This window comes from Paenibacillus sp. 2KB_22, from assembly GCF_052115745.1.
Taxonomy (GTDB): domain Bacteria; phylum Bacillota; class Bacilli; order Paenibacillales; family Paenibacillaceae; genus Paenibacillus.
In genome coordinates this window covers 1-16,810 of the sequence record NZ_JBFRHG010000004.1, presented here as the reverse complement: position 1 = coordinate 16,810, position 16,810 = coordinate 1, and the positions used below count along the sequence as shown (strand labels likewise).

Genomic DNA, 16,810 nt, shown 5'->3' with positions numbered 1-16,810 from the left:
GCTTATGACGGTAAAATCGAATCACGTAACGATTAAAGGCATCCGAGACGGCCTGGTTTTCCTGTTGGACGATCAATGTGAATTCGAGGAATTGCTCTATGAGCTCCGCTATAAGCTGGAACACAGCCATCAAAATATTTTGACCGGACCGATTGTTCATGTGGATATCAAGTTGGGTGCCCGCGAAGTGACAGAGGGCCAGAAAGAAGCAATTCTCGATATATTGAAACAAAAAGGGAATCTGCTTATTCGATCCATCGACTCACCTGCACTCCAACCGGAGGTTAAAGGACCGCCGCCGATTGTAACCATGTGTGGTATGGTGCGTTCAGGTCAGGTGCTTCATCATGAAGGAAATCTCCTGTTTCTTGGGGATATCAATCCGGGGGGCACAGTGACGTGTACCGGAGATATATATGTGTTGGGTTCACTCAGAGGTATGGCTCATGCCGGAATTGGCGGGGACGAGGAAGCAATCATTGCTGCTTCGGTATTTGCACCGACGCAGCTACGGATTGCGGATATCATCAGTCGTCCTCCCGATGAATGGGAGAGCCGAGAGACCGGAATGGAATTTGCTTACTTACAGGACAATCAGATGCAGATAGACAAAATGAGCAATATCGTTCGGTTACGCCGAGATTTTAATGTGTTTAAAGGAGTGTAGCTCATGGGAGAGGCGATCGTGATCACTTCGGGTAAAGGCGGCGTGGGTAAAACAACCACCTCGGCAAACATCGGGACAGCGCTGGCGCTGCTCGGCAAAAAGGTTTGTCTGGTAGATACCGATATCGGCCTTCGTAATTTGGATGTCGTGATGGGACTCGAAAACCGTATTATTTACGATCTGTGCGACGTTGCAGACGGCCGCTGCCGTCTGAATCAGGCTTTGGTCAAAGACAAGCGTTTCGAAGAATTATACATGTTGCCTGCGGCGCAGACGAGAGACAAAAACTCGGTGTCACCAGAACAGGTGAAGGATATTATTCTTGAATTGAAAAAAGATTTTGAGTACGTCATTATTGATTGCCCCGCAGGGATTGAGCAGGGTTTCAAAAATGCGGTAGCAGGAGCAGATCAGGCCATCGTGGTCACTACACCGGAAAATGCTGCAGTACGTGATGCGGATCGTGTCATCGGCTTGCTGGAGAGTTCACACATTCAATCACCCAAGCTGGTGGTGAATCGAATTCGCAATAATATGGTCAAATCGGGTGACATGTTAGATATCGATGGTATTTTACAAGTACTTAATATTGACCTGATTGGCATCGTGCCTGATGATGAACTGGTCATCAAAGCTGCCAATTCAGGAGAACCTACGGTCATGAATCCAGATTCACTTGCGGCGATTGCCTATCGTAATATCGCACGACGCATTCTGGGAGATACGGTCCCATTAATGCAGCTGGAGCAGAAAAAGGGTGCTTTTTCTCGCTTCAAAAAGTTCTTCGGAATGGGTTAACTCGTTAAACGAACTTATTCATAACCTAAATACATGACAGCCGTGGCCATAGCCCGGCTTTTTTGTTATCTGCTGACAGGCTTGTTCATATTATCATCCACCTCTTCATAGGATGTAGTAAACAAGCCTCGGCGGGAGGATATTCCATGAACACGAAACTCAGAATCAAGCAGAGACGAGAAGAACGCATTCGACGACTGATGGATGGTGCCACTGTGGAGGTCTTACAGGAGCAAAAAGTAGGTTCACTGTTGGACAAGGACAAGAATGAGATCATGCACCGGAAACCGTTTGCGTCTAGTGAAGGGATACAAGAAAGAGACCCAGAATGGTTGTGGAAAAAAGAGAATGGTCATTTCGTTCCAGGGGGGCATTCGAGATTCAACCTGTTCAAGTCACTTTTAAAACGAACGGTCATTAGTGCTTTGATATTTGGCGGAGTATGGGGTCTGTTTCAATTAGATACATCGTGGACGACATCTCCCAAAACAGTCATTGCCGATGCACTCCATCGAGATATGGATTTTGCCTCTGCAGCAGCATGGTATGAACGGCATTTTGGAGGAACGCCTTCGTTTCTGCCTGTTCTTGGACATACGACGGATGCTGTCAACGGTTCGGGCATTCGACAGTTACTCGGTAAACCAATCTCAGGAACAGTGGTTCAGCCATTCGCGCTGAGCATGAAGGGAATTGAGATCGTTCCGGATGCCGCAGGTGCAGAACTTGTACAGGTCGCAAGTTCGGATGCTGGACGTGTCATGGAGGTTATCGGAGATGCAGCAAGTGGATTCACAGTTGTGATCCAACATACAGGCAATGTCACGGCAATATACGGTCGGCTGAACGAAAGTGAAGTGAACGTGAATGATTGGGTGGAAGCGGGGAATCCAGTGGGCAGTCTCAAGGCTACTACGGGTGGTGAACAACCGGCCACGCTCTATTTTGCGGTCAAAGAGGGTGAGGAGTACGTAGACCCAGCGGAAGTTGTTGCCCTTGATTAGGGTGTGGGGAGTCCGTATTACGTTTCATCCGTTTTTTGTAATTATCATGATGGCCTCCCTCCTGACTGGACATTTCATTGAACTTATTACGCTGTTTGCCATCGTATTCATTCATGAATGTGGACATGCTGCGGCGGCGGCCCTTCTGGGCTATCGTGTCTTGTCGATCCAGATGCTTCCTTTTGGAGGAGTGGCGGTTATTGAAGATGGAGGTACAATCACGGCCTATCGGGAAATCATGATTGCTCTGGCGGGTCCATTACAAAACATGCTGATGGTTGGTGTGGTTTTGCTGTTGCAGTATGGCCATCTGGGCGATCCGGTTTTTCTCAATTATATCATTCAGGGGAACCTGCTCATCGCCCTCTTTAATCTGCTGCCTGTACTTCCTCTGGACGGAGGTAAAATTGTTCAGGCACTTGTTAGTCTGTGGGCACCGTACTATACAACATTAATGTGGACTTACAGAATTAGCATCCTGTGTAGCGTAGGGGTTGTTTTGTATGCGATCAGCCGATGGTTTACTGGGGACTACGGCTTACCGTTAAACATTCTGTTAATCGGCCTTTTTTTGTTCTATTCCAACCTGACGGATTACCGAAATGTGCCTTATCGCTTTATTCGTTTTCTCATGAATCGAGAGGGTGCGTTCACTCGTCACGCGGCTACTGGCAGTTTGGCGCAGCCAATAATCTCATTTCCAGCGAAACCTTTGGACACTATTTTGCGTCTATTAAAGAGAGAAAGATACCATATGGTATACGTGATGAACAGACAGGGACGAATTATGGCTGTATTGCCTGAACAACGCATTATCGGTTCCTATTTTCAACAAAATGACGATAAATTGTAGCGTTCTGGTGGACCTGTTCTGAAATGGGTTAATACATGTACAATGAGAATTATAAAGAGAGCTGAAATGGATGTGGATGAATTGAATTGTCTTCTAGAGGTGAAGCCATGAAACAGATGATCGTACATAATGAACAAAACCTCATGCAAATGGCGCTTCTGGAAGAAGGCAAAGCTGTGGAATTTACGGCAGAGCGTACACGCGAGCGTGGACTGTTGGGTTCCTTTTTCAAGGGACGGGTAGTTAATGTGTTACCGGGTATGCAGGCTGCTTTTGTGGATATCGGTCAGAAAAAGAATGCGTTTCTGTATGTGGACGATGTGTTACATCCCCATCTGGAGAAGCAACCTAAGGTGAAGCCTTCCATCTCGGAGTTGCTTCGTCCAGGTCAGGAAGTCATTGTTCAGGTTCTGAAAGAACCGGTAGGAGGCAAGGGAGCCCGGGTGACGACTCATTATTCACTTCCGGGCCGCTGGCTTGTCTACATGCCTGTTGCCGACTATGTAGCGGTATCCAAGAAAATTGCCCGTGAAGGGGATCGTTCTCGTCTTAAGGCACTTGGGGAACAACTGAGGCGGGATGAAGAAGGACTTATTATTCGAACCGTATCTGGAGAAGAACAGCATGAAGCCATCAAGTCGGACTTGGAAACATTACGCGCGCAGTGGTACCTGATTCGTGAAAAAGCGGACAGTCTGCCTTCGCCAAGCCTCTTGCATCGGGATCATAGCATGGTGCAGCGAATCATCAGAGATGTGTACACGCCAGGCAGTGATGAGGTCATCACCGATAGTGAAGGACAAGCCCGTGAGGTAAAAGCATTGCTGGAAGAGATTAGTCCTGGTCATCAACCCAAAGTACAGGTGTATCGGGGAACAGAATCCATCTTTGCTGCCTATGGTGTGCAGGAACAGTTGAACAAGGATTTTGCCCGTAAAGTCTGGCTGCCCGGGGGCGGATATATTGTCATTGATCATACTGAAGCTCTGACTGTAGTGGATGTGAACACAGGCAAATATACTGGAGCTGGCGGTGACAGTCTGGAAGAAACCGTGACGGAGACCAACATGCAGGCAGCAGTGGAGATCGCCCGTCTGATGCGTCTGCGGGATATCGGTGGCATGATTATTGTTGACTTCATTGATATGGAGGAAGCCTCGAATCGGCATGAAGTCGCGTCAACCTTGGAGGGTGAGCTCAAGAAGGATCGGACCAAAGCGTTTGTAATGGGTTGGACCAAGCTGGGGTTGCTCGAACTTACCCGTAAGAAAGTGCGGGAAGAAAGTACGTTGCCTTATGTGGAGCCGTGTTCTTCCTGTCATGGAACGGGAAAAAGATATATTTCACCTTTGCATTGATTTTTGATATATTGCGTGATATAATCTTCAAGTATGTGTTTAGCCTATTGGTCTTGCACATGCTGTAACCGCACTGGCCGGGTATAAGAACAGTTCCGCAAGGAGGCTGTCACCTGAGAACGGGCGAGTCTGAGACATGAGGAGGTGCAAGGCAAATGTACGCAATTATTGAAACAGGCGGCAAACAGTACAAAGTCCAAGAGGGCGATGTTCTGTTCATCGAGAAATTGACTGCGAACGATGGCGAAAGCGTAACGTTCGACCGTGTCCTGGCTGTATCTAACGATCAAGGTTTGACAGCAGGTACACCATTGATTTCTGGAGCTACTGTAACGGCTAAAGTGGAGAAACATGGCAAAGGACAAAAGGTTATCGTATACAAATACAAACCTAAAAAGAACTACCATGTGAAGCAAGGTCACCGTCAACCGTACACTAAAGTAACTATCGAAACAATCAAAGCGTAAAGAAGGTGCGATAAGTGATTATCGTTCAAATCTTTCGTGATGAGGACGGGAGCATCGAACGCTTTTCCATCGAAGGGCATGCTAATTTTGCCAAGCGGGGAGAAGACATCGTATGTGCCGGGGTATCCGCTGTTACAGTGGGTACGGTGAACTCGATTGAAACATTGACCGGTGTCGAAATGGATGCCAAGATGAAGAATGGCTTTTTAAGCGGTTCTTTACCTTTGTTAGAGAGAGGGGAAACCTGGTCCCAGGTGCAATTGTTACTCGAATCCATGGTGGTTATGCTCTCTAATATTGCAGAGTCATACGGGAAGTATATTAAAATACAGCAATTCAAATAAGCAAAGAAGGAGGACAACCAATCATGTTGAAATTAAATCTTCAGTTATTCGCATCGAAAAAAGGTGTAGGTTCCACGAAGAACGGACGTGACAGTAATGCTCAACGTCTGGGTGTTAAACGTGCTGATGGTCAAACTGTAACTGGTGGTAGCATTCTCGTTCGCCAACGCGGAACGAAAATTCACCCAGGAACTAACGTTGGCATCGGTAAAGATGACACTTTGTTCGCGAAAATCGACGGCGTTGTAAAATTCGAACGTTGGGGACGCGATCGCAAAAAAGTAAGCATCTATCCTGTTAATGTTGCTCCTGTAGCAGCAGCAGTAGAAGCGTAATATCGGCATTCCGCCTAAGGAGCCTTCGGCATTTTTGCCGAAGGTTTTTTGTATTCAACGGTTATTCGGTAATGAACTGGCAGAAAAGACATGTTATACTTGGATACGGTGGGTGTAGACCAACCGAGTTTTGTAGAACGGGGAGAAGCCATGAAATCTTGGAAAAGAGTGCCGTGGATTGCGGCATGTTCACTTCTGATTCCTTTGGTTTTCGTTATGTTGTATCCGGCGATGATCTCAAGCGTCGTATGCGCATTGTGGTCCGTCGCAGTATTGTTCATTTCTGTGAATGCGATGAAGAAACAGGCGGAGGCGGAACGCAGAACCATCATACAATCCATGGAAAAGACAGCAATTGCTTCATTAAATCATCATCGACACGACTGGATGAACGACCTTCAGGTGTTATATGGATATCTTCGGCTGGGCAAACTTGATAAATCCTTGCAATGTGTGGAAAGAATAAAAGAGCGGGTTACGGAAGAGAGTCGGATCTCCAGATTGGGTATTCCCTCCCTCGTATTTTATCTTCAATCTTTTCGGGCCAGTGGAATGGCGCTGGAATTGCATGTGGAAATAGAAGATGAGTTGCAGCTTAGTGCTCTGGTCTCTCCCGAGGATGGCGAGTCACTTACCGGGGCGATTGCGGATGCAATCAGGGCCTATCAATATGGCGGCGGCCGGTCTTCTTGGGGAGAGGTTCGCAAACTGACCTTGAACTTCGGACAGGATCATGGAGATGTGGTTGTCCGACTGGATGGGGATCAAACACCCGATCCGGAAACACTGCGGCAGCTTACTGCCGTACTCAAAGGAAAAAAAGTCAGAACGGAGCAGTTTCCGTCTGAGGATACGTTTATACAATTCAGAATGCCGTGTGGAATATAGGAAGAAGGGGTTAACCAATGTTTGTAGATAAAGCGAAGATTTATGTAAAAGCCGGAGACGGAGGCGACGGAATTATTTCGTTCCGTCGTGAGAAGTATGTACCAAACGGCGGACCTGCCGGGGGCGATGGAGGCAGAGGAGCTGACATCATTTTCCGCGTGGATGAAGGTTTGCGGACGTTGATGGATTTCCGTTACCAGCGTCACTTCAAGGCCCCACGTGGTGAGAAGGGACGTAATAAAAGTCAGCACGGTGCAAACGCTGAGAACATGATTGTGCGCATTCCACCAGGAACTGTCATTCTGGATGAAGACAGTGGAGAAGTACTGGCGGATATGACACGTCACGGTCAACAAGTTGTTATTGCTCGTGGTGGTCGTGGTGGTCGGGGTAACATCCGATTTGCCACACCGAACAATCCTGCGCCTGAACTTGCCGAGAATGGTGAAGAAGGCCAGGAGCGTTATATCGTATTAGAGCTAAAAGTGATGGCAGATGTTGGTCTGGTTGGTTTCCCGAGTGTCGGGAAATCCACATTGCTTTCTGTCGTTTCGTCAGCCAAGCCAAAGATCGGTGCATATCATTTCACAACCATTACACCGAACCTGGGTGTAGTTGGTGTAGGAGAAGGCCGAAGCTTCGTTATGGCCGATTTGCCTGGTCTGATTGAAGGCGCACATGAAGGAATCGGACTGGGACATGAGTTTTTACGTCATGTCGAGCGTACCCGTATTATTATTCATGTGGTGGACATGTCGGGTTCAGAAGGACGCGATCCATTTGAAGACTGGCAGAAAATTAATGATGAACTGAAACTGTACAATCCGCTTTTGGCTGAGAGACCGCAGGTTGTAGCAGCCAATAAAATGGATATGCCGGACTCCGAAGCAAACCTGGAGCAATTTTTGCAGCAAGTTCGTGAGGTGCAACCGGATATTGAAGTAATGCCTATTTCATCTCTGACTCGTAAAGGGATTCAAGAGCTCTTGTATCGTGCTGCTGATATGCTGGATCAGATTCCGGACGAGCCAGTGGTTGAAGAGGTAGCAGACGTATCCGAACGTAAAGTGTACAGCTTGGACAAAAAAGAGGACGATGGTTTCCGCATTGTGCGTGAGAATGAAATGTTCGTTGTCGAAAGTGCCAAGATTGATCGCATGATGAAACGGATGCAATTGAACTCGCATGAAGCTATATTGAAACTCGCACGTACAATGCGTTATATGGGTGTGGACGCAGAGTTGCGTAAGCGTGGAGCTGTAGAAGGCACCATCGTGCGTATTGGAGACTTTGAATTCGAATTTGTGGAAGGCAGCAGTTACTACTAAGTAGCCGTTTTCCGCGGAGAGACAGATTGATATACAGACGCAGAGAAGTGGGAAGTTGACCCGCAACTCTGCGTTTTTTTGTTTTTTCCTGACATGGGAGAGGCATAACCTTGTATACTGTGAGGAACGTATTTCAAAAAATAGGCATGTCATGTATTGCCCTTTTGTCATAGATCCTATATAATGTCCACTATATGAATACATGAGTCTTTGAGGAGAGGACGTTCTGTGAACGAACGCTATTACTTAGTACGGGAAGATATTTTACCAGAGGCTGTGGTGAAGACCATGCAGGTAAAAGAACTACTGGCTTCTGGTGATGTTAAAACAGTGCATGAGGCGGTTGAACAGGTCGGATTAAGCCGGAGTGCCTTTTACAAGTACAAGGATGGAATTCATCTGATCAACCAGCTTGAGCGCGAGAGAATTGTAACGATCTCTATTGATCTGGAGCATCAGTCAGGGATCTTGTCTCGTGTGCTTGGACATGTAGCTGGTTATGGAGCCAACGTGCTCACGATTAATCAGAGTATACCGCTTCAGGGAAGAGCCAATGTTGTCATTTCAGTGGAAACGACACATCTTCATGGCGAAATTGGTGAAATGCTGGATCGAATGCAAGATATGCCTGGAGTAAGACGCACGCGTATTGTAGGCCAAGGTTAATTAGGCTTTAACATACAGGACTGACAGACAAGAGTAGACATTAGGGGGTAGATCGTTAGTGAAACCAGTAAAAGTCGGATTGTTGGGTCTGGGGACTGTCGGAACGGGAGTCGTTCGCATTGTGGAAGGGAATCAGGAGGATCTGAGCAGTCAGGTTGGATCACCGATTGTCATTGAGAAGATCGCAGTGAAAAATACAGAGAAAGAACGTGTTATTGCTGTAGACCGTGCCAAGCTCACTGAAGATCCTTGGGAAGTCATTCGTCATCCGGATATTGATGTCATCGTTGAAGTCATGGGCGGCATTGATCAGACGAAGGAGTATATTCTTGAAGCGTTGGAACGTGGGAAGCATATCGTAACAGCGAACAAAGATCTCATGGCACTGCATGGTACAGAGATTTTGGCGAAGGCTCAGGAAAAGCAATGTGATGTGTTCTATGAGGCGAGTGTTGCTGGAGGGATTCCAATCATTCGTACGTTAATTGAGGGTTTCTCTTCCGACCGGATTACTCGCATTATGGGGATTGTGAACGGAACAACGAACTTCATTCTGACCAAAATGAGTCAGGAAGGTGCATCCTATGAAGAAGTGCTGGCCGAGGCACAGGCGCTGGGATACGCTGAATCGGATCCAACCTCCGATGTGGAAGGACTTGATGCAGCTCGCAAAATGGCGATCTTGAGCACACTGGGTTTCCGCACCAATGTGGAGTTGAAGGATGTAACTGTTAAAGGGATATCCTCCGTTACCCGTGAAGACATAACGTATGCCAGAAGACTGGGCTATGAGATGAAGTTACTTGGTATCGCGGACCGGATTGACGATGAGATCACGATTAGCGTACAGCCGACAATGGTTAGACAGAATCACCCTATTGCTTCAGTCAACGGTGTGTTCAACGCAGTATATGTACACGGTGAAGCTGTAGGGGAGACCATGTTCTACGGTGCGGGGGCGGGAGAACTGCCAACGGCAACTTCTGTAGTAGCTGACATTGTCGCGGTTACCAAAAACCTCAAACTTGGCGTGAACGGTCTTAAAGCAATTGTGCCTTATAAGCAGAAGCGAATGCAAAGCGACGAGCAGATCGTGTCGAAAAACTTTATTTTGCTGCACGTAGATGACAAAGCCGGTGTATTGGCACAAATTACACAAATTTTCGCAGAATATGATGTCAGTCTGGCGTCGGTTGTTCAACAGCCGAATGAACACAACCCGGATGCTGAGATCATTATCGTTACGCATAATGCAAGTAAGGCAAGCATGGATAAAGTGTTAAAACATTTTGAATCGCTCAGCGTCATTCGCCGCATTAAGAGTGTATACCGGGTCGAAGGATAATTGTCCGTACCCCAACTGCATCTCCATTATTTCAGTTATAGTACAAGTTAATTATATCCGTATCATCAGGTCATCATATCAGATTATTAAAACATAAAGGAGTTTACCCACAATGAGATATCAAGGACTTTTGCAAACGTACAGAGAGCACCTTCCAGTTAATGAAAATACACCCCTGCTTACGCTTCAGGAAGGTAATACACCGTTGATTCATGCAGAGAATCTGTCCGAGGAACTCGGCTTAAATGTATACTTCAAGTATGAAGGTTTGAACCCTACGGGATCTTTCAAAGACCGCGGTATGGTTATGGCTGTTGCCAAAGCGATGGAAGAGGGCAGCCGTACGATCATGTGTGCATCCACAGGTAATACGTCAGCAGCTGCAGCGGCCTACGCCGCACGTGGTGGCCTTAATTGTATCGTGTTGATCCCGAATAACAACATTGCACTGGGTAAACTGGCCCAAGCCATGATCTATGGTGCCAAAGTGATTGCGATCAATGGTAACTTTGACCGTGCACTGGAGATTGTGCGTGAGATCACAGCCAAACATCCGATCACGCTTGTAAACTCTGTGAATCCGTTCCGGATTGAAGGACAGAAGACAGCAGCGTTTGAAGTAATTGAACAACTGGGCGAAGCGCCTGACGTTCTGGCTATTCCAGTCGGTAATGCGGGGAATATCTCGGCGTATTGGAAAGGGTTCAAAGAATATAAAGAGGCTGGTAAATCCAACACGCTGCCACGCATGGTTGGTTTCGAAGCCGAAGGTGCAATGGCTATTGTCAAAGGTGAACCGATTCTTGAGCCTGAAACAGTAGCAACAGCGATCCGAATCGGTAATCCGGCGAGCTGGAAAACGGCTGTTGCTGCAGCTGAGGAATCTGGTGGACAGATTAACTATGTAACGGATGAACAGATCCTGACAGCGTATCGTACGCTTGCATCTCGCGAAGGGATTTTTGCTGAACCTGCTTCTGCGGCTTCCCTTGCCGGTGTATACAAACTGAAGAGTGAAGGGTACTTTAAAGGCGGAGAGACTGTAGTTTGTGTACTGACAGGCAATGGCCTGAAAGATCCGAATATTGCGATCAAAACAGTAGCGACTGAGCCGCTTGTTGTTGAAGATACGGAAGAAGCAGTAATGGCGGCCATTGCACAATTGGAGCAGCAATCTGTATGAGTTTGCGTGAAAGGGTAACCGTAAAAATACCTGCAAGCACAGCCAATCTCGGTCCGGGGTTTGATACTCTGGGCATGGCATTGTCTCTGTATGCCTGGTTGGAGATGAAACCTGCCGAGCAGACCACATTTCATCTTCACGGCGATCATTTGACAGGCCTGCCTACGGATAAATCGAATTTGATTTACGAAGTCGCACAGATGGTATTCGATGAAGCTGGGGTGTCCGTACCTGAATTGGAGATTTCCATGTATTCCGATATTCCACTTACGCGTGGACTTGGAAGTAGTGCATCAGCCATCGTTGGTGCACTGGCGGCAGCGAATGCATTAATTGGTACTCCTTTATCGGATGCGAAACTTCTGGATATGGCCACATCCCTCGAGAAGCATCCTGATAATGTGGGTGCATCTCTATATGGCGGTATTATTACGGCTGCATGGGATGGTGTGCGGGTAGATCATATTCGTATTGAACCACACCAGGATTTGCAGGCATTGGTTATTATACCTGAATTCCAGCTGTCTACTTCCAAAGCGAGGAATGTGATTCCAGAGCAATTTGGCATGTCTGATGTAGTGCATAACATTAGCAGATCCTCACTGCTCGTTGCCGCTTTGGCGAGTGGGCGACTGGATATGATTCAGAAGGCGATGTCAGACCGAATTCACCAACCGTACCGGGCATCATTGGTGCCAGGCATGGCTGAGATATTAGAACATGCTGTCGATCATGGAGCGTTGGGAGCTGCCCTGAGCGGAGCTGGACCGACCGTATTAACCTTGGTAGATCGTCATGACACCCGCAAAGCGGAATTGGAACAATATTTGCTGGACACCATGGAGCGGGAGGGCATATCTGCTTCTGCACTATGGCTCGATCCGGATTTGGACGGTGTAACCGTGCTGCCTGATCAAGAAGAACGTCCTTTTCTGGACAGAATCAAAGGGGAAGTTAAAGCATGAAACGAATTGCGGTATTACCTGAAGGCTCAGTTTCTCATGAAGCGATTGATTTCCTATTTAACGGTGGACCGTTAGATCTGCAACACTTCAAGCTGATTTCGGATGTTTTTCGAGCAACAGATAGTGGAAAAACACAATACAGTGTCATTCCGATGGAAAATACAATTGAAGGTTCCGTTAGCCTTCATATGGACTGGCTTGTGAATGAAGTCGACATTCCAATGCAAGCGGAGTGGGTATACCCATCCATCCAGAATGTCATTGGACATGGCTCGGAATTTAAGACGGAGAGCGGCGAGTATGATTTTAGTAAAATTACCAAGATCATGTCTCATCCTGTGGCTATTCCGCAGTGTCAGAATTTTATTCGGCTGCATTCGCCTGGGGCGGACCTTGAAGGTGTGAACAGTACAGCCGAAGCTGTAGAAATTGTGAAGAAAAATCCGGGTAAAGGCTGGGTAGCCATTGGTACCAAGCTTGCTGCTCAGAAGCATGGTCTGGACATTATGGCTGAACGCGTTACAGATCATGACAACAACTATACCCGTTTTGTGCTCATCGGCCATGAACCGGTGGACATTCCTCGTGAACCGGATCATGTGAAAACCAGCTTGCTCGTGACATTGCCAGAAGATGCACCGGGAGCGTTGCATCAGGTATTGTCGGCATTTGCCTGGCGGAAGCTGAATTTGACCCGTCTCGAATCTCGTCCAACGAAGAAACGATTGGGCAGTTACTATTTCTACATTGATGTTGTGGAAACGGTCGATTCGGTGTTGCTTACCGCAGCCATGGCTGAGATTGAGGCATTGAATTGTCAGGTGCGCGTTCTTGGTAGCTATCCTTGTTATACATATCCTTCGAGGTAATCGACCTGTATGATGGTTGTGAATGTTAGAAGGTTGTCATAATTCTGGGTATAATGAACAAGTAAGGGCTTGTCATTTGGTGTACAATGGACGGGTTATTAACGTTTCGGAGTATAGGGAATTGGATATTTTATGGAGGTGCAGTCATCGGTGGCAGAACAATGGATCTATTTGGATGGTCAATATGTGACCAAAGAGAACGCAACCGTTTCGGTATATGATCATGGGTTTTTGTATGGAGACGGGATTTTTGAAGGTATTCGGATCTATAACGGAAATATTTTCAGATGTAAAGCCCACTTGGATCGTTTGTATGATTCGGCAAAATCCATCAGTTTGAACATCCCGTTGTCCATGGATGAGATGCTGGAAGTGATGGCTGAAACAGTGCGCCGCAATGATATGCGTAATGGTTATATTCGTCTTATTGTATCACGTGGCCCTGGTAATCTTGGTTTGGACCCGCTTCGTTGCCCCAAGGCATCCGTAATTATCATCGTGGAGCAATTAGCGATTTATCCTGAGGAAGCGTATCTTACCGGGTTGAAAGCAGTGTCCGTATCCCAACGCCGGAACATCCCGGACGCCTTGAATCCGAAAATTAAATCATTGAACTATCTGAATAACATCCTGGTTAAAATTCAGTCTAACTATTCAGGTGCTGGAGAAGCGATTATGTTGAATTCCCAAGGTTACGTTACTGAGGGTTCAAGTGATAATATCTTCATCATCAAAAATGGTGTAGTGTACACGCCGCCTTGTTATCTGGGTGCGCTTGAAGGGATTACACGTCAAGCTATTATCGATCTATGTGGTGAACTGGAGCTTGAATTAAAAGAAGTGCCATTCACCCTGCATGATGTGTATATCGCAGATGAAGTCTTTTTCACCGGGACAGCTGCAGAAGTTATCGCTGCATATGAAGTGGATGGAAGAACAATTGGTACGGGTGTAGCAGGTCCGGTAACGCTGAGACTGCTGGAAGCATTCCGTCAGATTGTTGACAAAGATGGTTATAAAGTGTGGGAATCTTAAGTTAGAATTGCATAGCATAGGGAACAGAAAATTCTCCTAGTTCGATAAAATTCAGCATACCTGGTGTATGGGGATTTTAGAGACAGGAGGATTTTTTTTGTTTAGTTGATGTCATTAGCCCGGTTTCTGCATAGGATGTAGTAACGGTATGGGCGAATGTACTGCCCAAGTATGACGTCTAGGAGGTTAGTTCCCTGTGAAAATACACATGGTGAAAAAAGGCGACACATTATATCTGCTGTCCCAAAAATACAATGTTGCGCTGGACAAATTGATTGCGGCTAATCCGCAAATCACAAATCCCGACAAGCTGGATATTGGCATGAAGGTCAAAATCCCTGCAGAGCCAGTAACACCGAAGCCGGAGGGTGTGCTCCACAGTCACAAGGTTCAGCAAGGAGATTCGTTATGGAAGTTGGCACAGGCCTGGGGAGTTCCTTTAAAAGATATGATCAATGCCAATCCACAGTTGAAAAATCCGAATGCTCTTCTGGTGGGGGAAACGGTCTACATTCCCTCGATGCATGCACAAGGAAACACGATGTCTAATTCAGGTGCCAGCAACATTGCTGCAAATGAAAAATTGTCACCTGAAGGTAAGGAATACACGGGAGTCAAAGAACCGGAACAACCTGCTCCAGTTGCACCAACTCCTCCTGCTCCGGTATCAGAGGTTCCAGTTCCAGTACCTGCTCCACCACCAGCTAAGCCAGAAAAGCCGAATGTGAAGCCTGAACTGGAGGTACTGCCGCAGTTGCCAGAGCTTCCTGAAGTGAAACCCGAAAAGGAAACGCCAAAAAAAGAAGAGGTTAAACCCGAAGTTCAAGTTAAACCTGTTGCGGAATCCAAGAAATACACGATGCCTAATCTTTCACCTGAAATTATGCCTTTGCCTGTAATGCCTAATACAAAGTCTCCAACTGAAGTTGCACCTGCAACGAAAAAGCCTTGTGGTTGTGGTAACAAGTTGCATCATGCGCCTGCGGAACATCCTTATGTCCAAATTCCGGTTCCTGCACAAGAGGTGTATGGTATTCAGCAAGACATGTATACGGCAGAAGTGAGTAACAATGCGTCGTTTCCAGGGATTTCGGAAGTTAGTCCTTACAGTGGCAGTGAAATGACTAACAGCCCGTGGACTGGTGCGGAGCAGAGCTATAATCACAATAACGTTATGCCAAATCTGTCCGCAGAAATGCAAAACAACTCATTTCCGATTGCACCAGCTGGTGAAGTGAATAGTCCATTTCCAACGTATGCAGCACCAAGTCATATGAATCATCAGCCACCTTTCATATCTCCATACTCGATGCTTCCGTATCCTCCATGCGGATGTGGCTCACATACTCATGTCCCTCATTATACTTATCCTTCTCATGGTTATCAGGATCCGGCTTGGAACATGAACATGTACGGTCCTTCGTATGGTATGCCACCTGAAATGTCTACATCAACGATGCCAAACCAGCCTATCGAGTATGCATATCAGAATCCGTATCCTACACAGAACATGGTTCCGCCATCCCCGCTTGGAGCATTTGGTGAAATGTATCCCCCTCAAGGGCTAGGCACGGGTGGCAAAAAGGGGGGACGTGAAGATGCTAACTTAAGTCAGGTAGCCATTGAAGAGGTTGGATCAGATTCGGAGGCGAAATCCAAGCAAACCGGGAATAAGGCGACAGCCACAAAACGCAGAACAAGCAAGGCTCCTCTGAAGAACAAATCCAAGGTATCCGTGTCAGGGAAAACATCCAGAGAGGGTGTAACTACTTCCAACCAACGGAAATCAAATAAAAAGCGCCGCAATCCATGGATACAAAACTAACCAGAGGACTGCGATTGATGACAAAGTAAGGTGACTGTAATATTAGCGGGAAGCCAGCTCTGTAATAGAGAGCTGGCTTCTCACTAACTCTGAGTGAACAATGAGTTTCGCATAACGGAGATAGAATTTTTAGGGATATGGAAAGCATTTTATAGAGAAGATATTGTAAACCCTTTCATAAATGTGTTAAACTATTTGTACCCTATAAGCCTCCTATTATAATAGGACAAGCTAGGGAACGGATATATAGCTTTAGCTAATGCAAAACTACTAAAAGAAAAGAAATGAAAAAAACTGTTGCATTAGATTCAGCCATATGATATATTATTTAAGTCGCCGCTGAAACACACGGTTGACACGGGAAACACAAGCAATAACGAAACAAGTTTGATCTTTGAAAACTGAACAACGAGTGAGTAAACATTCTGCTTGCAGAATGAACGCGAAAGTTTGAAACAAGCCTTGGCTTGAATCGACTGGAGCACAAATGAGATTTTAATCTCGTCAGATTCAAAATGAGCTTATCGCTCTTTTCAATACTTTATTGGAGAGTTTGATCCTGGCTCAGGACGAACGCTGGCGGCATGCCTAATACATGCAAGTCGAGCGGACTTGAAGAGRAGCTTGCTTCTCTGATGGTTAGCGGCGGACGGGTGAGTAACACGTAGGCAACCTGCCCTCAAGTTTGGGACAACTACCGGAAACGGTAGCTAATACCGAATAGTTGTTTTCTTCGCCTGAAGGAAACTGGAAAGACGGAGCAATCTGTCACTTGGGGATGGGCCTGCGGCGCATTAGCTAGTTGGTGGGGTAACGGCTCACCAAGGCGACGATGCGTAGCCGACCTGAGAGGGTGATCGGCCACACTGGGACTGAGACA

The 16,810-nt window shown here is 46.7% G+C and carries 17 protein-coding genes, 1 rRNA gene and 1 other annotated feature; all 18 genes read left to right on the top strand.

From position 1 onward, the window contains the following. Positions 1-4 precede the first annotated feature (4 nt). Positions 5-667, top strand: a complete 663-nt coding sequence (gene minC / locus AB4111_RS22505; protein ID WP_124117732.1) for a septum site-determining protein MinC — start codon at positions 5-7, stop codon at positions 665-667. Positions 668-670: 3 nt separating this feature from the next. Continuing rightward, entirely contained in the window at positions 671-1,465 is a 795-nt protein-coding gene (gene minD, locus AB4111_RS22500; RefSeq protein WP_024633965.1) for a septum site-determining protein MinD, read from the top strand. Between the two features lie 146 nt (positions 1,466-1,611). After that, entirely contained in the window at positions 1,612-2,469 is an 858-nt protein-coding gene (locus AB4111_RS22495) for a peptidoglycan DD-metalloendopeptidase family protein (RefSeq protein ID WP_442033308.1), read from the top strand. Next, positions 2,462-3,322, top strand: coding sequence for a M50 family metallopeptidase (locus AB4111_RS22490; RefSeq protein WP_442033307.1), 861 nt, complete (start codon positions 2,462-2,464; stop codon positions 3,320-3,322). The genes AB4111_RS22495 and AB4111_RS22490 overlap by 8 nt, the downstream gene beginning before the upstream one ends. Positions 3,323-3,429: 107 nt before the next feature. After that, a complete protein-coding gene (locus AB4111_RS22485; RefSeq protein ID WP_442033306.1) occupies positions 3,430-4,680 on the top strand; it encodes an Rne/Rng family ribonuclease in 1,251 nt (416 codons plus the stop codon). A 56-nt stretch (positions 4,681-4,736) separates the two neighbouring features. Then, positions 4,737-4,821: a sequence feature (ribosomal protein L21 leader region), on the top strand. Between the two features lie 14 nt (positions 4,822-4,835). Next, a complete protein-coding gene (gene rplU, locus AB4111_RS22480) occupies positions 4,836-5,147 on the top strand; it encodes a 50S ribosomal protein L21 (RefSeq protein ID WP_017692620.1) in 312 nt (103 codons plus the stop codon). Positions 5,148-5,161: 14 nt separating this feature from the next. Next, positions 5,162-5,491 (top strand): ribosomal-processing cysteine protease Prp, encoded by a 330-nt coding sequence (locus AB4111_RS22475; RefSeq protein ID WP_342570893.1) that lies wholly within the window; start codon positions 5,162-5,164, stop codon positions 5,489-5,491. 23 nt (positions 5,492-5,514) lie between these two features. After that, on the top strand, positions 5,515-5,826 hold the full coding sequence (gene rpmA / locus AB4111_RS22470) for a 50S ribosomal protein L27 (RefSeq protein WP_017692622.1): 312 nt from the start codon (positions 5,515-5,517) through the stop codon (positions 5,824-5,826). A gap of 90 nt (positions 5,827-5,916) precedes the next feature. Then, the gene (locus tag AB4111_RS22465; protein WP_442033305.1) at positions 5,917-6,714 is read left to right on the top strand and encodes a Spo0B domain-containing protein; all 798 of its coding nucleotides are present in this window, start codon (positions 5,917-5,919) and stop codon (positions 6,712-6,714) included. A 17-nt stretch (positions 6,715-6,731) separates the two neighbouring features. Further along, positions 6,732-8,042 (top strand): GTPase ObgE, encoded by a 1,311-nt coding sequence (gene obgE, locus AB4111_RS22460; RefSeq protein WP_442033304.1) that lies wholly within the window; start codon positions 6,732-6,734, stop codon positions 8,040-8,042. Between the two features lie 228 nt (positions 8,043-8,270). Then, complete coding sequence (locus AB4111_RS22455; protein WP_017692625.1) at positions 8,271-8,708, top strand: ACT domain-containing protein; 438 nt, start codon at positions 8,271-8,273, stop codon at positions 8,706-8,708. A gap of 58 nt (positions 8,709-8,766) precedes the next feature. Then, entirely contained in the window at positions 8,767-10,053 is a 1,287-nt protein-coding gene (locus tag AB4111_RS22450) for a homoserine dehydrogenase (protein WP_339237060.1), read from the top strand. 112 nt (positions 10,054-10,165) lie between these two features. Next, positions 10,166-11,236, top strand: coding sequence for a threonine synthase (gene thrC, locus AB4111_RS22445; RefSeq protein ID WP_036605915.1), 1,071 nt, complete (start codon positions 10,166-10,168; stop codon positions 11,234-11,236). Beyond that, positions 11,233-12,201: a homoserine kinase gene (gene thrB / locus AB4111_RS22440; protein WP_442033303.1), complete on the top strand. Its 969-nt coding sequence runs from the start codon at positions 11,233-11,235 to the stop codon at positions 12,199-12,201. The genes thrC and thrB overlap by 4 nt, the downstream gene beginning before the upstream one ends. Continuing rightward, positions 12,198-13,070, top strand: a complete 873-nt coding sequence (gene pheA, locus AB4111_RS22435; RefSeq protein WP_442033302.1) for a prephenate dehydratase — start codon at positions 12,198-12,200, stop codon at positions 13,068-13,070. Before thrB ends, pheA begins: the two co-directional genes overlap by 4 nt. Before the next feature lie 150 nt (positions 13,071-13,220). Then, complete coding sequence (gene ilvE, locus AB4111_RS22430) at positions 13,221-14,105, top strand: branched-chain-amino-acid transaminase (RefSeq protein ID WP_421885651.1); 885 nt, start codon at positions 13,221-13,223, stop codon at positions 14,103-14,105. 196 nt (positions 14,106-14,301) lie between these two features. After that, the gene (locus AB4111_RS22425) at positions 14,302-15,930 is read left to right on the top strand and encodes a LysM peptidoglycan-binding domain-containing protein (protein WP_442033301.1); all 1,629 of its coding nucleotides are present in this window, start codon (positions 14,302-14,304) and stop codon (positions 15,928-15,930) included. Positions 15,931-16,471: 541 nt separating this feature from the next. Continuing rightward, a 16S ribosomal RNA gene (locus AB4111_RS22420) occupies positions 16,472-16,810 on the top strand; the annotation flags it as partial.

Excerpts from the sequence above, each read along its gene's own strand:
- AB4111_RS22495 (WP_442033308.1), top strand. The coding sequence starts at position 1,612 with ATGAACACGAAACTCAGAATCAAGCAGAGACGAGAAGAACGCATTCGA.
- thrB (WP_442033303.1), top strand. The coding sequence starts at position 11,233 with ATGAGTTTGCGTGAAAGGGTAACCGTAAAAATACCTGCAAGCACAGCC.
- rplU (WP_017692620.1), top strand. The coding sequence starts at position 4,836 with ATGTACGCAATTATTGAAACAGGCGGCAAACAGTACAAAGTCCAAGAG.
- pheA (WP_442033302.1), top strand. The coding sequence starts at position 12,198 with ATGAAACGAATTGCGGTATTACCTGAAGGCTCAGTTTCTCATGAAGCG.
- AB4111_RS22485 (WP_442033306.1), top strand. The coding sequence starts at position 3,430 with ATGAAACAGATGATCGTACATAATGAACAAAACCTCATGCAAATGGCG.
- thrC (WP_036605915.1), top strand. The coding sequence starts at position 10,166 with ATGAGATATCAAGGACTTTTGCAAACGTACAGAGAGCACCTTCCAGTT.
- minC (WP_124117732.1), top strand. The coding sequence starts at position 5 with ATGACGGTAAAATCGAATCACGTAACGATTAAAGGCATCCGAGACGGC.
- obgE (WP_442033304.1), top strand. The coding sequence starts at position 6,732 with ATGTTTGTAGATAAAGCGAAGATTTATGTAAAAGCCGGAGACGGAGGC.
- rpmA (WP_017692622.1), top strand. The coding sequence starts at position 5,515 with ATGTTGAAATTAAATCTTCAGTTATTCGCATCGAAAAAAGGTGTAGGT.
- minD (WP_024633965.1), top strand. The coding sequence starts at position 671 with ATGGGAGAGGCGATCGTGATCACTTCGGGTAAAGGCGGCGTGGGTAAA.
- AB4111_RS22465 (WP_442033305.1), top strand. The coding sequence starts at position 5,917 with ATGTTATACTTGGATACGGTGGGTGTAGACCAACCGAGTTTTGTAGAA.